Here is an 18,369-nt window from a genome sequence, read left to right as displayed (position 1 = left end):
CGGAGACAAACCCCCAAGGAGAGCTCCCGTGAAGTCTGGCATCCACCCGGAGTACGTGGTCACCGAGGTCACGTGCACCTGCGGCAACTCGTTCGTCACGCGGTCGACGGTGACGAGCGGCAAGATCCACGCCGACGTCTGCAGCGCCTGCCACCCGTTCTACACGGGCAAGCAGAAGATCCTCGACACCGGCGGCCGCGTGGCCCGGTTCGAGGCCCGCTACGGCAAGAAGCCGGCCAACTAGCTCCTCAGCAGCGCCGGTGCGCCCGGCGGACGACGGCCCTCCATGGTCGTGTCCGCCCGCGCACCGGCGCTGTCGCTTTGCGCGCGCACGTCCGGTGCGTGTGCCCGGGGCCGGTCGCAGTGGGAAGGCAGCACGTGGAGCAGCTCGACGCCGTGGAGGCGATGCTCGCGGAGCACGCCCAGATCGAGCGGGACCTGTCGGATCCCGCCGTGCACGCCGACGCCGCCCGTGCCCGGCGGCTCGGACGGCGGTACGCCGAGCTGGGGCGCGTCGTCCAGGCCTACCGCCAGTGGCGTGCGGCCGCCGACGACGCCCAGGCCGCGGGTGAGCTGGCCGCCGAGGACCCGGCGTTCGCCACCGAGGTGCCGGCCCTGCAGGCCGCGGCCGACGACGCCGCGGAGCGGCTGCGGCGCGTCCTGGTCCCGCGGGACCCCGACGACGGCCGCGACGTCATCCTCGAGATCAAGGCGGGGGAGGGCGGCGAGGAGTCGGCGCTGTTCGCCGGCGACCTGCTGCGGATGTACACGCGGTACGCCGAGCGGCAGGGCTGGAGCGTGCAGGTCCTGGACTCCACCCCGTCGGACCTGGGCGGTGTGAAGGACGCGCAGGTCGCGGTCAAGGCACGGACCGCCGGGCCGCCGGAGGACGGTGTCTGGGCCCACCTGAAGTACGAGGGCGGGGTGCACCGCGTGCAGCGGGTGCCCGTCACGGAGTCGCAGGGCCGCATCCACACGTCGGCCGCGGGCGTCATGGTCTTCCCCGAGGCGGACGACGAGGGTGACGTCGACATCGACCCGAACGACCTGCGCATCGACGTCTACCGGTCGTCCGGCCCGGGCGGGCAGTCCGTCAACACCACGGACTCCGCGGTGCGGATCACCCACCTGCCCACGGGCATCGTCGTGTCGATGCAGAACGAGAAGTCGCAGCTGCAGAACCGCGAGCAGGCGCTGCGGGTGCTGCGGGCACGGCTGCTCGCGGCCCGTCAGGAGGAGGCGGCCGCGGCGGCGAGCGAGGCGCGCCGCTCGCAGGTGCGCACGGTGGACCGCTCGGAGCGGATCCGGACCTACAACTTCCCGGAGAACCGCATCGCGGACCACCGGACCGGCTACAAGTCGTACAACCTCGACCAGGTGCTCGACGGCGACCTGGGCGCGGTGATCGCGTCGGCGGTCGAGGCCGACGAGGCGGCCCGCCTCGCGGCGGCCGGCGGGGTCACGGCGTGACGGGCGCGACCCGGGGCGCCGACGCCGCGCCGCAGGGGGCCGTGTCCCGCGACGCGACGCCCGGCCTGCGCGCGTACGTCGACGGGGCGACGACGGTGCTCGCGGAGGCCGGTGTGCCGTCCGCGCGGCACGACGCGCTGGCGCTGGCCGCCCACGTGCTCGGCCTGCCGCGCGTCGAGCTCGTGCTGCCCCCGCCGCTGCCGGTCGGGTTCGCCCGCGACTACGCCGCGGTGGTGGAGAGGCGCCGCAGCCGCGAGCCGCTGCAGCACATCGTGGGCAGCACCGTGTTCCGGTACGTCACGTTGCGGGTCGCGCCCGGCGTCTTCGTGCCGCGTCCCGAGACCGAGACGGTCGCGCAGCTCGCGGTCGACGAGGCCGCGGCCCTGGCGGCCAGGGGCGGGCGGCCCCTCGTCGTGGACCTGTGCACGGGGACGGGGGCGATCGCGGTCTCGGTGGCCACGGAGGTCCCTGCGGCCCGCGTCGTCGCGGTCGACCTGTCCGCCGACGCGGTCACCCTCGCCGGCGCCAACGCCCGCGCCGCGGGCGCCGACGACCTGCGCGTGCTGGCCGGTGACGTCCGGGACCCCGCGCTGCTCGCGGAGCACGACGGCACCGTGGACGTCCTGGTCTCCAACCCGCCGTACATCCCGCCGGACGCGGTCCCGCTGGACCCCGAGGTGCGCGACCACGACCCGGACCTCGCCCTGTACGGGGGCGGGTCCGACGGTCTCGACGTGCCGCGCGCGGTCGTGGCGGCCGCGGCCCGGCTGCTCGCGCCGGGGGGCCTGCTCGTGATGGAGCACGCCGAGGTGCAGGGCCCCGCCGCCTGCGCCGCCGCCCGGGCCACCGGGGCCTTCGCGGACGTGCGGACCGTGCCCGACCTCACCGGGCGTCCGCGCACGCTCGTGGCACGGCGGGTCGCGCCCGCGGTCGTGGGAGACTCGCCCGCGTGAGCCTCATCCGGATCAAGGACGCGACCGACCCCGCGACCTGGGGCCCCGCGATCGACGAGGCGGTCAACGCCGTCGGCCGCGGCGAGCTGGTCGTCCTGCCCACCGACACCGTGTACGGCATCGGCGCCGACGCGTTCGACCCGCGCGCGGTGCAGGCCCTGCTCGACGCCAAGGGCCGCGGCCGCCAGATGCCCCCGCCGGTCCTCATCCCCGACGTGCGGACGCTCGACGGCCTGGCCACCGACGTGCCGGACGGGGTGCGTGCGCTGGCCGAGGCGTTCTGGCCCGGTGGCCTCACCGTGATCCTGCGCGCCCAGCCGTCGCTGGCGTGGGACCTGGGGGAGACGAACGGCACCGTGGCGCTGCGGATGCCCGACCACCCGGTCGCGCTCGCGCTGCTGCGGCGCACGGGGCCGCTCGCCGTCTCCAGCGCCAACCTCACCGGCCACCCGGCCGCCACGACGGCCGTCGAGGCGTACCGCCAGCTCGGCGCCAAGGTCCCCGTCGTCCTCGACGGCGGCACCAGCCCCGGCGGGGTGGCCTCCACCATCGTCGACGCGACCGGCGACGTGCTGCGCATCGTGCGCCTCGGGGCGCTGGACGTCGCCACGCTCGCCACGGTCGCCCCCGTCATGGCGCCCCCGCCGCCGGGCCGCCCGGGCCCCGCCGCGGACGGGGCCGCCGCGGACGGTGCCGCCGCCACGCCGGGGGCCCCCGCGCCGTGAGGGTCTACCTGCTCATCATGGTCATCGCGGCCGTGGTCACGTACCTCATGACGCCGCTCGCACGGTGGTGCGCGCTGCGGTGGGGTGCGATCACGGCGGTGCGCGACCGTGACGTGCACGCGATCCCCACCCCACGCCTGGGCGGCATGGCGATGTTCGCCGGGCTGCTGGTGGCGCTGCTCATGGGCTCCCGGCTGCCGTTCCTCGAACCGGTGTACGCCAACCCCCGGCCGATCCTCGGTGTGGTGGGCGGCGCGGCCCTGGTGTGCGCGCTGGGTGTCGCCGACGACATCTGGGACCTGGACTGGCTGACCAAGCTCATGGGCCAGGTGCTGGCCGCCGGGTTCCTGGCCTGGCAGGGCGTCCTGCTCTACCAGCTGCCGATCGGTGGGGTGCTGACCGGGTCGTCGCGCATGTTCGTCTTCATCACCGTCGTCTCCGTGATCGTCGCGATGAACGCCGTCAACTTCGTCGACGGGCTCGACGGCCTCGCGGCGGGCGTGCTGGCGATCGGCGGTGTGGCCTTCTTCCTCTACGCGTACCTGCTGACGGTCGACACCAGCCGGGACGACTACTCCAACCTGGCGGCGCTGGTGGTCGCGGCGCTCGTGGGCGTCTGCCTCGGCTTCCTGCCCCACAACCTGTACCCGGCGCGCATCTTCATGGGCGACTCGGGGTCGATGCTGCTCGGCTTCGTGATGGCCGCTGCCGCGATCGTCGTGACGGGGCAGATCGACCCCGCCGCGGTGGTCGACCGCGTGCAGTTCCCGGCCTACGTGCCGATCCTGCTGCCCGTCGCGGTGCTGGTGCTGCCGCTGCTCGACATGGGGCTGGCGATCGTGCGGCGGCTCCTCAAGGGCAAGAGCCCGTTCCACCCCGACCGGCTGCACCTGCACCACCGGCTCCTGGCGCTGGGGCACAGCCACCGGCGCGCCGTGCTCATCATGTACATCTGGACGGCCGTGCTCGCCTTCGGCGTCGCGGCCCTCGCCGTCCTGTCGACCACCACCGTGCTCGTCGCCACCGGCGTCGGCGTGGTGGTGGCGACCGCCCTGACCCTCGGCCCGCTGCGCGGGCGCACCCCGGAGCCCGTGGAGGCCCAGCCATGACGACCAGCGACCCCACCCCCGCCACGCCCGCGCCGGACCCGACCGCGGCGGTGTTCCGTCGCGCGCTGCGCGACACCGGCCTGCTGCTCGGCGGGCTCGCGGTCGTGGGCCTCGGTGCCGGAGCGCTGCTGGCAGGCACGCCCGGGGTGTGGGGCGCGCTGATCGGCGTCGGCCTCGCGCTGGTGTTCTCGGGGACCACCGTCGTGGCGATGCTGCGGACGCTGCACTCCCCGCCGACCACGATGGCGGCCGTGGTCATGGGGACCTGGCTGGCCAAGGTGCTCGTCGTGGTGGTCGTCCTCGCGCTGCTGCGTGACCACGACTTCTACTCCCGTGGTGTGCTGGCCGCGGTGCTGGCGCTGGGCGTCGTGGGGGCTGCCGTGCTCGACTTCCGGGCGGTCCAGACGGGCCGGGTCCCCTACGTGGAGCCCGGCGCCCCGGCGCGGTGACCTGCGTCACCACATGAAGCGTCCCCGCAGGCCGGACCAAGGTCATGCATGGGTTAGGCTTCCCCCATCCACGACGGCCAGGTGCTGCTGGTGTGCCCGCGACGAGGCGGCACCGGCCATCACGACCACAGGAGACCGCCCTGTCCAGCATCGCGACGATCCTGCCGCTCGCCGCGGACGAGAACGTCTTCCACACGCCCTCGATCGCGGACTTCTTCCCGCCGGCCATCCTGTTCGAAGGCACGATCTTCGAGTTCAACCGGATGCAGTTCGTGCGGGTCGTGGCCGTGGTCGTCCTGCTGACGATCATGATCGTCGCGGCGCGCAAGGCGCGGCTCGTGCCCAGCCGCGGGCAGAACGTGATCGAGCTCCTGCTCGACTTCGTCCGGGTGAACGTGGCCGAGGACATCATCGGCAAGGAGAAGGCGCACAAGTACGTCGCCTTCCTCACCACGGTGTTCTTCGCGATCCTCGCCTTCAACATCACAGGGATCATCCCCGGGCTGAACATCGCCGGGAGCGCGCTGATCGGCCTGCCGATCATGCTCGCGCTGTGGGTGTACGTCATGTACCTCGGCGCGGGGATCCGCGCCCACGGGCTCGGCGGCTTCCTCAAGGTCAGCCTGTTCCCGCCGGGCGTCCCGCCGTTCCTCTACGTCCTGCTGACGCCGGTGGAGTTCCTCACCGTCTTCATCCTGCGGCCCGTGACGCTGGCCGTCCGGCTCATGGCCAACATGGTCGCCGGCCACCTCATGCTGGTGCTCTGCTTCGCGGCCACGGACTACTTCGTCCGCTCCATGTCGGGCATGAGCGTGTTCGCCGTCCCGAGCCTGCTCGGCGGCTTCGCCATCACCCTGTTCGAGGTGTTCGTCGCCGCGCTGCAGGCCTACATCTTCGTCGTCCTCGCGGCTGTCTACATCAGCCTGTCGATCTCGGACGAGCACTGACACCACGCCCCGCGGGCGCGTGGTCCCGCACGTGAGTACGAGCCCCCGGCCGACCGGCCGGGGACCCAACGGAAGGAACGAGCCACCGTGGCAGACACCAGCATGATCCTTGCCGCCGCTGACGCCGTCTCCGGGAACATCGCGACCGTCGGCTACGGCCTCGCGGTGCTCGGCCCCGGCATCGGTCTGGGCATCCTCATCGGTAAGACCGTCGAGGGCATCGCGCGCCAGCCCGAGGTCGCCGGCCAGCTGCGCACCACGATGTTCATCGGCATCGGCTTCGTCGAGGTCCTCGGCCTCCTCGGCCTCATCACCGGGTTCCTCTTCCAGTGAGCGGCGCCGCGGTCCCCGCGGGCGTCGTGACGGCCGCGGGGGAAGAGGTCGAGGGCATCCGGCTGCTCGTCCCCGCCGGCTACGACCTGTTCTGGTCGACGCTCGTCCTGGTGGTCATCGGCGTCGCGTTCTACAAGCTGGTGCTGCCGAAGTTCCAGGCGGTGCTGGACGAGCGCACGGCGAAGATCGAGGGCGGGATCGCGAAGGCCGAGTCGGCCCAGGCGGAGGCGGCAGCGCAGCTCGAGGAATACCAGAAGCTGCTCGCCGACGCTCGTGCCGAGGCCGCACGCATCCGCGAGGACGCGCGCACCGAGGGTGGGCAGATCCTCGCCGAGTCGCGTGTGCGCGCCCAGGAGGAGGCGGCTCGCATCGCCGAGACCGCCCAGCGCCAGATCGAGGCCGAGCGCCAGCAGGCCGCGGTGTCGCTGCGCGCGGACGTCGGCACGCTCGCCACGCAGCTCGCCTCGAAGATCGTGGGCGAGTCGCTCGAGGACGAGGCGCGCCGCTCGCGCGTCGTCGACCGGTTCCTCGACGAGCTCGAGGCGGGCACCACCACGAGCGCAGGCAAGGGGAACTGATGCGCGGGACCAGTCGCGCCTCGCTGGAGGCGGTGGAGAACCGGTACACGCCGGTCGTCCGCGCCGCCGGCGGGCAGGCACGCAGGATCAGCGAGGAGCTCTTCGCCCTCGTGGACGCGCTCGACTCGTCGAGCTCGCTGCGTCGCACCCTCGCCGACCCGTCGGTCGAGGGCGACCCGAAGAGCGCGCTGGTCGCGCGGGTGCTCGACGGTGCGGACCCCCGCACCGTCGAGATCGCCCAGGCGCTCGTGCGGTCCCGGTGGTCGGCGGACGCCGACCTCGCGGGCGCGACCGAGCGGCTCGCCTTCCGTGCGCTGCTGTCGTCCGCGGAGGCGGACGGCACGCTCGGCGAGGTGGAGGACGAGCTGTTCGGGCTGACCCGGTCCCTGGCCGGGCAGCGCGAGGTGCGTCGCTACCTGCTCGACGACGCGTTCCCCGCGCAGGCCCGCGGCGACCTGGTCGACCGGATCCTCGGCGGCCAGGGCACCGCGATCACCCGTGCGGTGGCGCGCCGCGCCGCGGTCGCGCCGCGCGGACGCCGGTTCGTCACCACGCTCAACCACGTCGGTGACCTGATCGCCGAGCTGCGCAGCCGTGAGGTGGCCACGGTCGTGGCGGCCGCGCCACTCAGCCCGACGCAGACGGACCGTCTCGCCGCCCTCCTGGGGCGTGCGCTCGGACGGCCCGTCCAGGTGAACGTCGTCGTCGACCCGGATGTCGTGGGGGGTCTGCGCGTGCAGGCCGGTCCCGACGTCATCGACTCGACCGTCCTCTCCCGACTCGCCGACGCCCGCCGGCAGCTGGCCGGCTGACCCACGCCGGAGCACCGGCCCACGACACACCGCACGCGCGAGGCGCGTGCGTCAGATGAGGAGAACGCCATGGCTGAGCTGACGATCCGGCCGGAGGACATCCGCTCCGCGCTGGACAGCTTCGTGAAGTCCTACGAGCCCAAGGGACCGGCGACCGAAGAGGTCGGCCGGGTCTCGATCGCAGGCGACGGCATCGCGCAGGTCGAGGGCCTGCCCGGCGCGATGGCCAACGAGCTGCTGAAGTTCGAGGACGGCACGCTCGGCCTGGCGCTCAACCTCGACGTCCGCGAGATCGGTGTCGTCGTCCTGGGCGAGTTCACCGGCATCGAGGAGGGCCAGGAGGTCCGCCGCACGGGCGAGGTGCTCTCGGTCGCCGTCGGTGACGGGTACCTCGGTCGCGTCGTGGACCCGCTGGGCCAGCCGATCGACGGCCTCGGCGAGGTCGCCACGGACGCCCGCCGCGCCCTGGAGCTGCAGGCGCCGGGCGTCATGGCGCGCAAGTCGGTGCACGAGCCGCTGCAGACCGGCCTCAAGGCGATCGACTCGATGATCCCGATCGGGCGCGGGCAGCGTCAGCTCATCATCGGCGACCGCCAGACCGGCAAGACGGCCATCGCGATCGACACGATCATCAACCAGAAGGCGAACTGGGAGACCGGCGACCCGTCGAAGCAGGTCCGCTGCATCTACGTCGCGATCGGCCAGAAGGGCTCGACGATCGCCTCGGTGCGCTCCGCCCTCGAGGACGCCGGCGCGCTCGAGTACACGACGATCGTCGCGGCCCCCGCGTCCGACCCGGCCGGCTTCAAGTACCTCGCCCCGTACACCGGCTCGGCCATCGGCCAGCACTGGATGTATCAGGGCAAGCACGTCCTCATCGTGTTCGACGACCTGTCGAAGCAGGCCGAGGCGTACCGCGCCGTGTCGCTGCTGCTGCGCCGCCCGCCGGGCCGCGAGGCGTACCCCGGCGACGTGTTCTACCTGCACTCCCGCCTGCTCGAGCGTTGCGCGAAGCTCTCCGACGAGCTCGGCGCGGGCTCGATGACCGGGCTGCCGGTCATCGAGACCAAGGCGAACGACGTCTCGGCGTACATCCCGACCAACGTCATCTCCATCACCGACGGCCAGATCTTCCTGCAGTCGGACCTGTTCAACGCCGACCAGCGCCCGGCCGTCGACGTCGGCATCTCGGTGTCCCGCGTCGGTGGTGCCGCGCAGGTCAAGGCGATGAAGCAGGTGTCCGGCACGCTGAAGCTCGACCTGGCGCAGTACCGCTCGCTCGAGGCGTTCGCCATGTTCGCCTCCGACCTCGACGCGGCGTCGCGTGCGCAGCTCACCCGTGGTGCGCGCCTCATGGAGCTGCTGAAGCAGGGCCAGTACTCGCCGTACCCGGTGGAGAACCAGGTCGCGTCGATCTGGGCCGGCACCAAGGGCAAGCTGGACGACGTGCCGATCGAGGACGTCCGCCGCTTCGAGACCGAGCTGCTGGACCACCTGCGTCGCAACACCGACGTGCTGTCCACGATCGCCGAGACGGGCAAGCTCGACGAGGCGACGGAGCAGGCACTGGCCGGTGCGATCGACGAGTTCCGGCTGGGCTTCCTGAAGTTCGACGGGACGCCGCTCGTGGGCGGCGACGCCGAGGACGAGGGTGTCGAGGTCGAGCAGGAGCAGATCGTCCGCCAGAAGCGGGCCTGAGCATGGCCGGTCAGCAGCGCGTCTACAAGGCGCGGATCAAGAGCACCCAGTCGCTGAAGAAGATGTTCCGCGCCCAGGAGCTCATCGCGGCGTCGCGCATCGGCCGGGCGCGCGGGCGGGTGACCATGGCCACGCCGTACGCGCGCGCGATCACGCGCGCGGTGTCGGCGGTCGCCACCCACTCCGACGTGTCGCACCCCTTCCTCGTGGAGCGGGACGACACGAAGCGGGTCGCTGTGCTGCTCATCGCCTCGGACCGTGGCATGGCCGGCGCGTACTCGGCGAGCGTCATCCGCGAGACCGAGCGGCTCGTGCAGCGTCTGGAGCAGTCGGGCAAGCAGGTCTCGCTCTTCGTCTCCGGGCGGCGAGCGGTGGCCTACTACACCTTCCGGCAGCGTGAGCTCGCCGGGCGGTGGACCGGGTTCTCGGACGCGCCCACCCCCGAGGTGGCCGACGAGATCGCGGACGCCCTGCTGGCGGCCTTCCGTGCTCCGGCCGACGAGGGCGGCGTGGGCGAGGTGCACGTCGTGTTCACGCAGTTCGTGAACATGGTGACGCAGCGCCCGCGCGTGATCCGGATGCTCCCGCTCGAGGTCGTCGAGGGCGTGGAGCCCGCCGGCGAGCACGACGCCCTGCCGCTCTACGAGTTCGAGCCGAGCCCGGAGGAGGTGCTGGACTCGCTGCTGCCGCGGTACGTCCGCACCCGCATCTACGCGAACCTCCTGCAGGCGGCCGCGTCCGAGCTCGCCGCGCGGCAGCGTGCCATGCACACGGCCACCGAGAACGCCGAGGACCTCATCCGCCTGTACACGCGACTGGCCAACCAGGCGCGTCAGGGCGAGATCACGCAGGAGATCAGCGAGATCGTGTCGGGTGCCGACGCTCTCGCGGCCTCCTGACCCGAACGACAGCACGACACCGACCCCAGCCGGGCGCCCGAGCGTTCCGGACGAGCGAAGCGAGGCAGACATGACCGCCACCACCGTCGACGCGACGGCCGCGAACGCCGGCACGCCCGGCGTCGGCCGGGTCGCGCGGGTCATCGGGCCCGTCGTGGACATCGAGTTCCCGCCGGACCAGATCCCCGAGATCTACAACGCGCTCGAGGTCGACATCGACCTCTCGGCGCAGGGCGAGGGTGAGGCCTCCGGCGGCTTCACGATGACCCTCGAGGTCGAGCAGCACCTCGGCGACTCGCTGGTGCGCGCGATCGCGCTCAAGCCGACCGACGGCCTGGTCCGCGGCGCGCAGGTGCGCGACACGGGTCTGCCGATCTCGGTGCCCGTCGGTGACGTCACCAAGGGCAAGGTCTTCAACGTCACGGGTGAGGTGCTCAACCTCGCCGAGGGCGAGACGCTCGAGATCACCGAGCGCTGGCCGATCCACCGCAAGCCCCCGGCCTTCGACCAGCTCGAGTCGAAGACGCAGATGTTCGAGACCGGCATCAAGGTCATCGACCTGCTCACCCCGTACGTCCAGGGCGGCAAGATCGGCCTGTTCGGCGGTGCCGGTGTCGGCAAGACCGTCCTCATCCAGGAGATGATCCAGCGCGTCGCGCAGGACCACGGTGGTGTCTCCGTGTTCGCCGGTGTCGGCGAGCGCACCCGTGAGGGCAACGACCTCATCGTCGAGATGGAGGAGGCGGGCGTCTTCGACAAGACGGCCCTCGTCTTCGGCCAGATGGACGAGCCCCCGGGCACGCGTCTTCGCGTCGCCCTGTCCGCCCTGACGATGGCGGAGTACTTCCGCGACGTGCAGAAGCAGGACGTGCTGCTCTTCATCGACAACATCTTCCGGTTCACGCAGGCGGGCTCCGAGGTCTCCACGCTGCTCGGCCGCATGCCGTCCGCGGTGGGCTACCAGCCCAACCTCGCCGACGAGATGGGTCAGCTGCAGGAGCGCATCACCTCCACGCGTGGTCACTCCATCACGTCGCTGCAGGCGATCTACGTCCCCGCGGACGACTACACCGACCCGGCGCCGGCCACGACGTTCGCGCACCTCGACGCGACCACCGAGCTCAGCCGTGAGATCGCGTCGCGCGGTCTGTACCCGGCCGTCGACCCGCTGGCCTCGACCAGCCGGATCCTCGACCCGCGCTACGTGGGCCAGGAGCACTACGACGTCGCGACGCAGGTCAAGCAGATCCTGCAGCGCAACAAGGAGCTCCAGGACATCATCGCGATCCTCGGTGTGGACGAGCTCAGCGAGGAGGACAAGACGATCGTCGCGCGTGCGCGCCGCATCCAGCAGTTCCTCTCGCAGAACACGTACATGGCCGAGAAGTTCACGGGCGTCGTCGGCTCGACGGTGCCGGTGTCCGAGACGGTCGAGGCGTTCAAGAAGATCGCCGAGGGCGAGTTCGACCACATCGCGGAGCAGGCGTTCTTCAACATCGGTGGCCTCGAGGACCTCGAGCGCAACTGGGCCCGCATCCAGAAGGAGTACGGCGTCTGAGCCTGCGGGCACAGACGACGTACCAGGACTCAGGAGGCAGCACGGTGGCTCAGCTCGAGGTCGACGTCGTGGCGGCGGACGGCAAGGTGTGGTCCGGCACCGCACGTCTGGTGTCGGCCCCCGCGGCCGACGGTGACATCGGCATCCTCGCCGGGCACACGCCGATCCTGTCGGTGCTGCGGCCCGGCGCGGTCCGCGTGGTGCCCGCCGGCGGCGGCGCGCCGCTGTCGTGGGACGTCGACGGGGGCTTCCTGTCCGTCGACTCCGACCAGGTGACGGTGGTGGTCGACTCGGTCTCCGGGTCGGCCGGCACCGCCCCGACCGGGCGCTGACGCGGCGGACGTCGGCGTGGAGGTCACGGCGTGAACGGTGCGGCGTGGATCACGGTCGCGGCGACGCTGGTGCTCCTCGCCGGGGTCGTCGCCGTGGTGTGGTTGTCCCGCACGAGCACGCTCTCGCGCCGGGTCGGTTCGTTCTCGTGCCGCCTGGTCGAGGCGGCGCACGACGGCAGGACGCCGTCCGCCCGGGGGGTCGCGCAGTACGGTTCGGTGACCCTCTACTGGTGGCGGCGGGCGTCGGTCATGCCTCGTCCGGCCCGGACGTGGTCGCGCGGCAGCATCGTCGTCCTCGAGCGCACGGTGCTGCCGCTCGTCCCCGGCAAGCCGCAGGCGGTGGTCGCGCGCTGCCAGGTCGCTCCCGCGACCGGCGGTCCGCTCCAGGAGATCCGGCTGCAGATGTCCGCCGACGCGTACGCCGGCTTCACGTCCTGGCTGGAGGCCACCCCCTCGCGGGTCGGCAAGGTGTTCTGATCCCCCCGAAGCACTGAAGGAGCGTCCATGCGCCTGGTGGTCGCCGAGTGCGCGGCGCGGTACACGGGACGGCTGTCGGCGCACCTGCCCCGCGCGCGCCGGCTCGTGGTGGTCAAGGCCGACGGGTCGGTGCTGCTGCACTCCGACGGCGGCTCGTACAAGCCGCTGAACTGGATGAGCCCGCCGTGCTCCCTCGCCGTGGGGGAGCCGGACGCCGAGCAGCGTGCCGCCGGCGTGACGCAGGTCTGGACGGTGCAGCACGCCAAGACCGATGACCGGCTCGTGATCGACCTCTACGAGGTGCACCACGACTCGGCGCACGAGCTGGGCGTCGACCCCGGCCTCGTCAAGGACGGCGTCGAGGCGCACCTGCAGGAGCTGCTGGCAGCCCAGATCGGGTTGCTCGGGTCCGGCCACACGCTGGTGCGGCGCGAGTACCCGACGGCGATCGGACCGGTCGACATCCTGGCGAAGGCGCCCGGCGGCGGGAGCGTGGCCGTCGAGATCAAGCGGCGCGGTGACATCGACGGCGTCGAGCAGCTCACGCGCTACCTGGAGCTGCTCAACCGTGACCCGCGCCTCTCGCCCGTGCGGGGCGTGTTCGCCGCGCAGGAGATCAAGCCGCAGGCGCGGGTGCTCGCCACCGACCGCGGCATCACGTGCCTGGTGCTCGACTACGACGCCATGCGGGGCGTCGACGACGTGGACGCCCGCCTCTTCTGACGTCGTGAGCGGGTTCGGATGAACGTGTTCACTTGCACCATGGACACGATGCGGACGGGCGAACCCGCAGACCCCGCCGACGGCCGGGATGCCGACAGGGGCGAGCACGTGACGGCCGGTGCTCCTGCGGCGGTCGCGCCGTGAGCGCGCGGCGCACCGCGGACGAGACCCGCGAGCTGATCCGGTCGACGGCCCTGCGGCTGTTCCGCGAGCGGGGGCACGACGACCCGGGGGGCTCCCGGCGCACCCGAGCGCTCATCGACGGTGCGGCACCGGTCGTGGGGCGACTCGTCTCGCTCGCGCGTCTGCCGGTCGTGCCCGGTGCGGCGCAGGACGTGCTGCGCCTCGTCGCGGCGGCCCGGGCGTGATCCGGCACTGGACGGCGCCGGCCGTCGTGGGGGTCGTCGTCGCTGTGGTCACGGCCTGGGTCGTGCGCGCCGCGGCGTTCCTGCTGGTCGACGGCCCCGGGCAGGCCCTCACCGGCTCCGCGACGTGGCTGCTGTACGCAGCCGGGCCCGCTGTGCTCTGCGCGGTGCCGCTCGTGGTGCTGGCGCGGGCGGTGCTGGGGCGGTTCGGCCCGGGGCCGGGCGTGTACGCAGGGCTGGGCCTGGTCGGGGGTGCACTGGTCGGTGTGGTGCAGACCGGGGTGCTGCTGTCGGCGTGGCCCTGGCAGGCGGGCTCGGCGGCGTGGGACCTCATCGGGCTGCCGGCCCTGGCCGGACTGGTCGGCGGGCTGGCGGCGGGCGCCGTGCGGGCGCGCCGCGGGACCGCCGCGCCGCGCGAGCGGCGCTGACGCGTCCCGTGCCGCGCCATGATGGGGCCATGGTGAGCCACGCCCCCGACCCCACCGGTCCGCTGCTCGTGCGGGGGGACGTCGTGACGCCCACCGGGGTGCTGCGTGACGCGGTGGTGCACGTGGTGGACGGTCGCGTCGACCGGGTCGAGCCCGCGGCGCAGGTACCGGCGGAGCAGCGGCCGGACGCCCCGGCGCCGGGCACGCTGGTGCTGCCGGGGCTGGTCGACCTGCACTGCCACGGCGGTGGCGGCGCCGGCTTCCCCGACGCCACGGGGCCGCAGGACGTGCGGCGGGCAGCGGCCCAGCACCTGCGGCACGGCACCACGACCCTGGTCGCGTCCCTCGTCACGGCCCCCCGCGCGGTGCTGCTGGAGCGGGCCGCGCTGCTCGCCGACGCGGCGGACGCCGGTGTCGTCGCGGGCATCCACCTCGAGGGGCCGTTCCTGGCGCCCGCCCGCTGCGGTGCGCAGAGCGCCGACGACATGCTGCCGGGCGACCCCACGCTCGTGCGCGACCTCGCTGCGGCCGCGAGGGGCCACCTGGTGACGATGACGGTGGCACCCGAGGTCCCCGGTGTGGCGGACGGGGGGCAGGACGTGCTCGCCGCTCTCGTCGCCGCCGGTGCGCTGCCCTCCGTGGGGCACACCGACGGGACGGCCGAGCAGGTCGAGGCGGCGGTCGCGCGAGCCTTCGACCTGCTCGCGACGTCGCCCCGGGCGAGGGGTCCCCGGCCGACCGCCACCCACCTGTTCAACGGCATGCGCCCGCCGCACCACCGGGACCCGGGGCCGGTCGCCGCGTGCCTGGCCGCCGCTGCGCGGGGTGAGCTCGTGGTCGAGCTGGTCGCCGACGGCACGCACCTGGCACCGGCCACCGTCCGTGCGGTCATGGAGCTCGTCGGCCCCGACGGCGCCGTGCTCGTGACCGACGCGATGGCCGCGGCCGGCATGCCCGACGGGGACTACCGCCTGGGCCCCGCCGCCGTCCGGGTCGCCGACGGTGTCGCGCGGGTGCTGCAGCCCACGGCCGACGGCGGGGTCAGCACCGGTGCCATCGCCGGCGGCGTCGCGCACCTGCTCGACGTCGTGCGGGCGACCGTCGCGGCGGGTGTGCCCCTGGTCGACGCGGTCCGGGCGGCGTCCGCGACGCCGGCCGACGTGCTCGGCCGGCACGACGTCGGTGCGCTCGTGCCGGGGCGGCGCGCCGACCTGGTCGTCACGACGCCCGACCTGCGCCCGTTGCGTGTCGCACGTGGGGGGCTCTGGGTCGCCTGACGGTCGCCGCCCGACCGGCCGCGGGGACGCCCCGCCCGACGCCCGGCGTGCCGGTCACGTCAGTCGCACGGTGGCCAGACGCGCGGACCCGAGCAGCCGGAGGCGCAGGTCGCGCGGACCGTCCGCCCTCGTCAGGGCGGAGTCCGGGGCGAGGGGCGTCGTCAGCGTGCACCAGTCGTACCGGCCGCCGCCGGCGGGCACGTCGATGCGGACCTGGACCGACCCGTCGGCCGCGTCCAGCAGCTCGACGGCTGCGTCGCCCGCCCGCGTGCGGGCCACGGTGAGCTCGACCGCGGCTGCTCCCGCGACGTCGCAGTCCCGCAGCAGCACGCTCCCGGCCGGGTGGCCCCGCCGGACCTGCACGCAGGTGCCGGTCGTCGGCGTGAGGTCGGCGGGGTCGACGCCCGCCAGCGCGTCGGCGTCGACCGCACGTGCGGGCCGGGTGCGCAGGTCGCGCGGAGGCACCGGGTCGCCCGCCACCCACAGGTCGGCGCGCGGCCCGTCGTGCGCGCTCGACGGGGCGGCGGTCAGCACGTAGCGGCCCGGCTCCACGACCCACCGGTCGCGGGTCACGTCCCACACCGCGAGGTCGGCGACGGCCACGTGCAGGGTCGCGACGGCGGTGCCACCCGGCGGCACGACGACCCGCGTGTGGGCGACCACGCGGTGCGGGTACGCCAGCCGGTGCTCGGGCGCGTCGACGTAGAGCTGCACGAGCTCGTGCGCCGGCCGGTCGCCGGCGTTGGTGACGGTGACGTGGGCGACCACCCCGTCGCCGTCACGCACCGGGCCGGGGGTGCACCACAGGTCGTCGTACACGGGCGCGCCGTACGTCAGCCCGTGCCCCAGCCCGTACCGGGGACGGGTGCGGCTGTACCAGGACGTGGCGTGCGTCGCGATGACGTCCTGGTCGAGCAGGTCGCCCGCCTGCGCGGCGTCGGCGGGCCACTCCTGGGCGAGCCGCCCCGTGGGTTCCGCCTCGCCCAGCAGGACGTCCGCCAGCCCGTTGCCCAGCTCCTGCCCGGCGTGGCACGACCAGACGACGGCGTCGGCCTCGTCACCGGCCGGGCCGAGCACGTACGGGTACGACGAGACGACGACCAGCACCGCCCGTGCACCCGCGGCCCGGGCGGCCCGCCACAGCGCGACCTGCGGTGCGGGCAGGTCCAGGTGCGGGCGGTCCTCGGTCTCGCGCCCGTGCAGGTGCGGGTCGTTCCCGACCGTGACGAGGACGACGTCGGCGGCGGCCGCGGCGTCCGCGACCGCGGCGGCACCGCTGCGCAGCAGGTCGACGCGGAAGCGCTCGGCGAGCGCGGCGTCCGGTGCGTCGGCGACGAGCGTGCCGGCCTCGTCGTGCTGCACGCGCAGCCAGCGGCCGGACCCGGCGTGCTGCAGCGACCACGTGCCGTCGTCGTGCCAGGTGCGTCGGAAGGACTCCTGGGCGACCCAGCCGCCCACGCGGGTCGCGTCGGCGCGCACGACCCAGCGCGCCCCGGACCACAGCAGGTCGCGACCGACGTCACGCAGGGTCAGCAGCCCGTCGCCCCAGTCGGTGACGTCGTGCCCCGGCGGCTCGTCGGCGTCCGCCACCAGCGTGCCGTCCGCCAGCGCGCGCACCCCCCGCCCGGTGCTGGTCGCGGTGAGCGTGATGCGGTCGGCGCCGTCGGCGACGTGCACGGCGTGCGTGCCCAGGCGCGTCGCCAGCGACGGGGCCAGCCCCACCAGGTACGGCGGCGTGCCGGAGTACCAGTCGTGCAGGACCCGCTCGGCGTGCGGTCCGACGACCGCCACGTTCGCGCGCGGGTCCAGGGGGAGCGCACCGTCGTTCGCGAGCACGACGACCCCCCGTGCGGCGGACTCCCGCGCCAGGGCGCGGTGCGCGGGCAGGTCGATCGCGTCGGGGCCGACGCGCCACGGGTCCAGCTCGGGGTCCAGCTCACCGGTGCGGATGCGCAGCTCGAGGTGGCGCAGGACCGCGCGGTCGACGTCCGCCGGTTCGAGCAGGCCGCGGTCGAGCGCCGCGGTGAGGCGGGCGACCGTGGGGCCGGCGTCGGCGTCGTTGTCGGTGAACGAGTCGACGCCCGCGCGCAGCAGCGCGGCGTGGGAGGCGACGTGGTCGTCGTGGTAGCGCTGGAACGTCACGACGTTGCCCGGCGCGGCGGCGTCCGAGACCACCAGCAGGGACTCGTCCGACCACGAGCGCAGCTCGTCGAGCAGCTCGCCGCACAGGTGGGCTGGACGCCCGTTCACCAGGTTGTACGACGGCATGAGGGCGCCGACGACGCCTGCCCGCAGCGGTCCGCGGAACGCCGGCAGCTCGTACTCGCGCAGCACGCGCGGGGGCAGGTTGCTGCTGGTCACGGCCCGGTCGGTCTCGTTGCCGTAGCCCAGGACGTGCTTGAGGGTCGGCACGGTCCGCCAGTACACGGGGTCGTCGCCGCGCAGGCCCCGGGCGTAGGCCGTCGCCAGCAGGGCGGTGACGTGGGGGTCGCTCGAGAACCCCTCCTCGGTGCGGCCCCACCCGGGGTGCCGCAGCGGGTTGACGACCGGCGCCCAGACGTTGAGCGAGACCGTCGGGTCCGCCGCGTGCTTGGCCCGCAGCTCGGTGCCGACCACCGCGCCGACGCGCTCGAGGAGGTCGGTGTCCCACGACGCGGCGAGCCCGACGGGTTGCGGGAAGACCGTGGCGGTGCCCAGCCAGGCCACGCCGTGCAGCGCCTCCGACCCCGTGCGGAAGGCCGCCAGGCCGAGGCGGGGGACGGCCGGGGCGTGCTGGTGCAGCAGCGCGATCCGCTCCTCGGGGGTGAGTGCGACGAGGAGTGCCTCGGCGCGACTCCGCACGGGCAGCGTCGCGTCGCGCCAGGCCGGTGGGGCGTCGGCGACGAGCAGGTCGGGGGTGGTGGCGTCGGCCACGTCGCTCCTCGTCGTCGGGGGCGTGCGATGGGTGCGCACGAGGGCTCGGGGCCGCCGGTACGCGTGCGATGGTCGAACCGTTTCGATGACCACGTCGGGCGTGCTGGCCAGCCATCGTGGCCGAATCGGCCGGCGCTGACAAGTTCCTCCTGTCCGCTGTGGGGGTCTTGCCTGAATCGGTGCCGTCCCCTAGATTCCCGAGCACGAAACCGAGTCGAACCGCTTCGATTGCGCGATGTCCATCGGGGTCATCGAGGAGCCGCGGCGCCGCGCGACGGCCCGGTCGACCGCAGCACGTCCACATCCACGAGGGAGTGAAGGGC

General features: G+C 73.8%; 20 protein-coding genes. 19 read left to right on the top strand and 1 reads right to left on the bottom strand.

What is annotated here, in order from left to right:
• The first annotated feature begins 28 nt into the window (after window positions 1-28).
• From rpmE to J1G43_RS16170, 19 genes are all read left to right on the top strand, one after another.
• Window positions 29-244 (top strand): 50S ribosomal protein L31, encoded by a 216-nt coding sequence (gene rpmE / locus J1G43_RS16260; RefSeq protein ID WP_207341667.1) that lies wholly within the window; start codon window positions 29-31, stop codon window positions 242-244.
• 161 nt (window positions 245-405) lie between these two features.
• Window positions 406-1,470 (top strand): peptide chain release factor 1, encoded by a 1,065-nt coding sequence (gene prfA / locus J1G43_RS16255; protein ID WP_207371307.1) that lies wholly within the window; start codon window positions 406-408, stop codon window positions 1,468-1,470.
• Entirely contained in the window at window positions 1,467-2,423 is a 957-nt protein-coding gene (gene prmC / locus J1G43_RS16250) for a peptide chain release factor N(5)-glutamine methyltransferase (protein WP_374191812.1), read from the top strand. Before prfA ends, prmC begins: the two co-directional genes overlap by 4 nt.
• Complete coding sequence (locus J1G43_RS16245) at window positions 2,420-3,148, top strand: L-threonylcarbamoyladenylate synthase (RefSeq protein ID WP_207378840.1); 729 nt, start codon at window positions 2,420-2,422, stop codon at window positions 3,146-3,148. The genes prmC and J1G43_RS16245 overlap by 4 nt, the downstream gene beginning before the upstream one ends.
• A complete protein-coding gene (locus J1G43_RS16240; protein WP_207341669.1) occupies window positions 3,145-4,257 on the top strand; it encodes an MraY family glycosyltransferase in 1,113 nt (370 codons plus the stop codon). Before J1G43_RS16245 ends, J1G43_RS16240 begins: the two co-directional genes overlap by 4 nt.
• Window positions 4,254-4,706 (top strand): hypothetical protein, encoded by a 453-nt coding sequence (locus J1G43_RS16235; RefSeq protein WP_207371285.1) that lies wholly within the window; start codon window positions 4,254-4,256, stop codon window positions 4,704-4,706. The genes J1G43_RS16240 and J1G43_RS16235 overlap by 4 nt, the downstream gene beginning before the upstream one ends.
• Before the next feature lie 161 nt (window positions 4,707-4,867).
• Window positions 4,868-5,653 (top strand): F0F1 ATP synthase subunit A, encoded by a 786-nt coding sequence (gene atpB / locus J1G43_RS16230; protein WP_242635920.1) that lies wholly within the window; start codon window positions 4,868-4,870, stop codon window positions 5,651-5,653.
• A gap of 102 nt (window positions 5,654-5,755) precedes the next feature.
• Window positions 5,756-5,986, top strand: a complete 231-nt coding sequence (gene atpE, locus J1G43_RS16225; protein ID WP_043598826.1) for an ATP synthase F0 subunit C — start codon at window positions 5,756-5,758, stop codon at window positions 5,984-5,986.
• Entirely contained in the window at window positions 5,983-6,564 is a 582-nt protein-coding gene (locus J1G43_RS16220; protein WP_207341672.1) for a F0F1 ATP synthase subunit B, read from the top strand. The genes atpE and J1G43_RS16220 overlap by 4 nt, the downstream gene beginning before the upstream one ends.
• Entirely contained in the window at window positions 6,564-7,376 is an 813-nt protein-coding gene (locus tag J1G43_RS16215) for a F0F1 ATP synthase subunit delta (RefSeq protein WP_207341673.1), read from the top strand. The genes J1G43_RS16220 and J1G43_RS16215 overlap by 1 nt, the downstream gene beginning before the upstream one ends.
• Before the next feature lie 69 nt (window positions 7,377-7,445).
• Window positions 7,446-9,074 carry a F0F1 ATP synthase subunit alpha gene (gene atpA, locus J1G43_RS16210; RefSeq protein WP_207371286.1) on the top strand — a complete coding sequence of 543 codons (1,629 nt, stop codon included), beginning with the start codon at window positions 7,446-7,448 and terminating at the stop codon, window positions 9,072-9,074.
• A gap of 2 nt (window positions 9,075-9,076) precedes the next feature.
• Window positions 9,077-9,973, top strand: a complete 897-nt coding sequence (locus J1G43_RS16205; protein ID WP_207371287.1) for a F0F1 ATP synthase subunit gamma — start codon at window positions 9,077-9,079, stop codon at window positions 9,971-9,973.
• 70 nt (window positions 9,974-10,043) lie between these two features.
• Window positions 10,044-11,531: a F0F1 ATP synthase subunit beta gene (atpD, locus tag J1G43_RS16200; RefSeq protein ID WP_207341676.1), complete on the top strand. Its 1,488-nt coding sequence runs from the start codon at window positions 10,044-10,046 to the stop codon at window positions 11,529-11,531.
• A gap of 44 nt (window positions 11,532-11,575) precedes the next feature.
• The gene (locus J1G43_RS16195) at window positions 11,576-11,863 is read left to right on the top strand and encodes a F0F1 ATP synthase subunit epsilon (RefSeq protein WP_207341677.1); all 288 of its coding nucleotides are present in this window, start codon (window positions 11,576-11,578) and stop codon (window positions 11,861-11,863) included.
• A 30-nt stretch (window positions 11,864-11,893) separates the two neighbouring features.
• Window positions 11,894-12,340, top strand: a complete 447-nt coding sequence (locus J1G43_RS16190; RefSeq protein ID WP_207341678.1) for a DUF2550 family protein — start codon at window positions 11,894-11,896, stop codon at window positions 12,338-12,340.
• A gap of 27 nt (window positions 12,341-12,367) precedes the next feature.
• The gene (gene nucS, locus J1G43_RS16185; RefSeq protein WP_207341679.1) at window positions 12,368-13,063 is read left to right on the top strand and encodes an endonuclease NucS; all 696 of its coding nucleotides are present in this window, start codon (window positions 12,368-12,370) and stop codon (window positions 13,061-13,063) included.
• A 140-nt stretch (window positions 13,064-13,203) separates the two neighbouring features.
• Window positions 13,204-13,431 (top strand): hypothetical protein, encoded by a 228-nt coding sequence (locus J1G43_RS16180; protein WP_207378839.1) that lies wholly within the window; start codon window positions 13,204-13,206, stop codon window positions 13,429-13,431.
• Entirely contained in the window at window positions 13,428-13,856 is a 429-nt protein-coding gene (locus tag J1G43_RS16175; protein WP_207371291.1) for a hypothetical protein, read from the top strand. Before J1G43_RS16180 ends, J1G43_RS16175 begins: the two co-directional genes overlap by 4 nt.
• Window positions 13,857-13,885: 29 nt before the next feature.
• Window positions 13,886-15,133 carry an N-acetylglucosamine-6-phosphate deacetylase gene (locus J1G43_RS16170; protein WP_207378838.1) on the top strand — a complete coding sequence of 416 codons (1,248 nt, stop codon included), beginning with the start codon at window positions 13,886-13,888 and terminating at the stop codon, window positions 15,131-15,133.
• A 54-nt stretch (window positions 15,134-15,187) separates the two neighbouring features.
• On the opposite strand, the gene J1G43_RS16165 is transcribed toward J1G43_RS16170, so the two are convergent.
• Window positions 15,188-18,046 carry a glycoside hydrolase family 3 C-terminal domain-containing protein gene (locus J1G43_RS16165; RefSeq protein WP_307859634.1) on the bottom strand — a complete coding sequence of 953 codons (2,859 nt, stop codon included), beginning with the start codon at window positions 18,044-18,046 and terminating at the stop codon, window positions 15,188-15,190.
• Between the last annotated feature and the right edge of the window lie 323 nt (window positions 18,047-18,369).

Source organism: Cellulomonas sp. zg-ZUI22, from assembly GCF_017353535.1.
Classification (GTDB): domain Bacteria; phylum Actinomycetota; class Actinomycetes; order Actinomycetales; family Cellulomonadaceae; genus Cellulomonas; species Cellulomonas wangleii.
The sequence above is the reverse complement of the archived record's forward strand: the minus strand, read 5'-3'. Positions and strand labels throughout refer to the sequence as shown.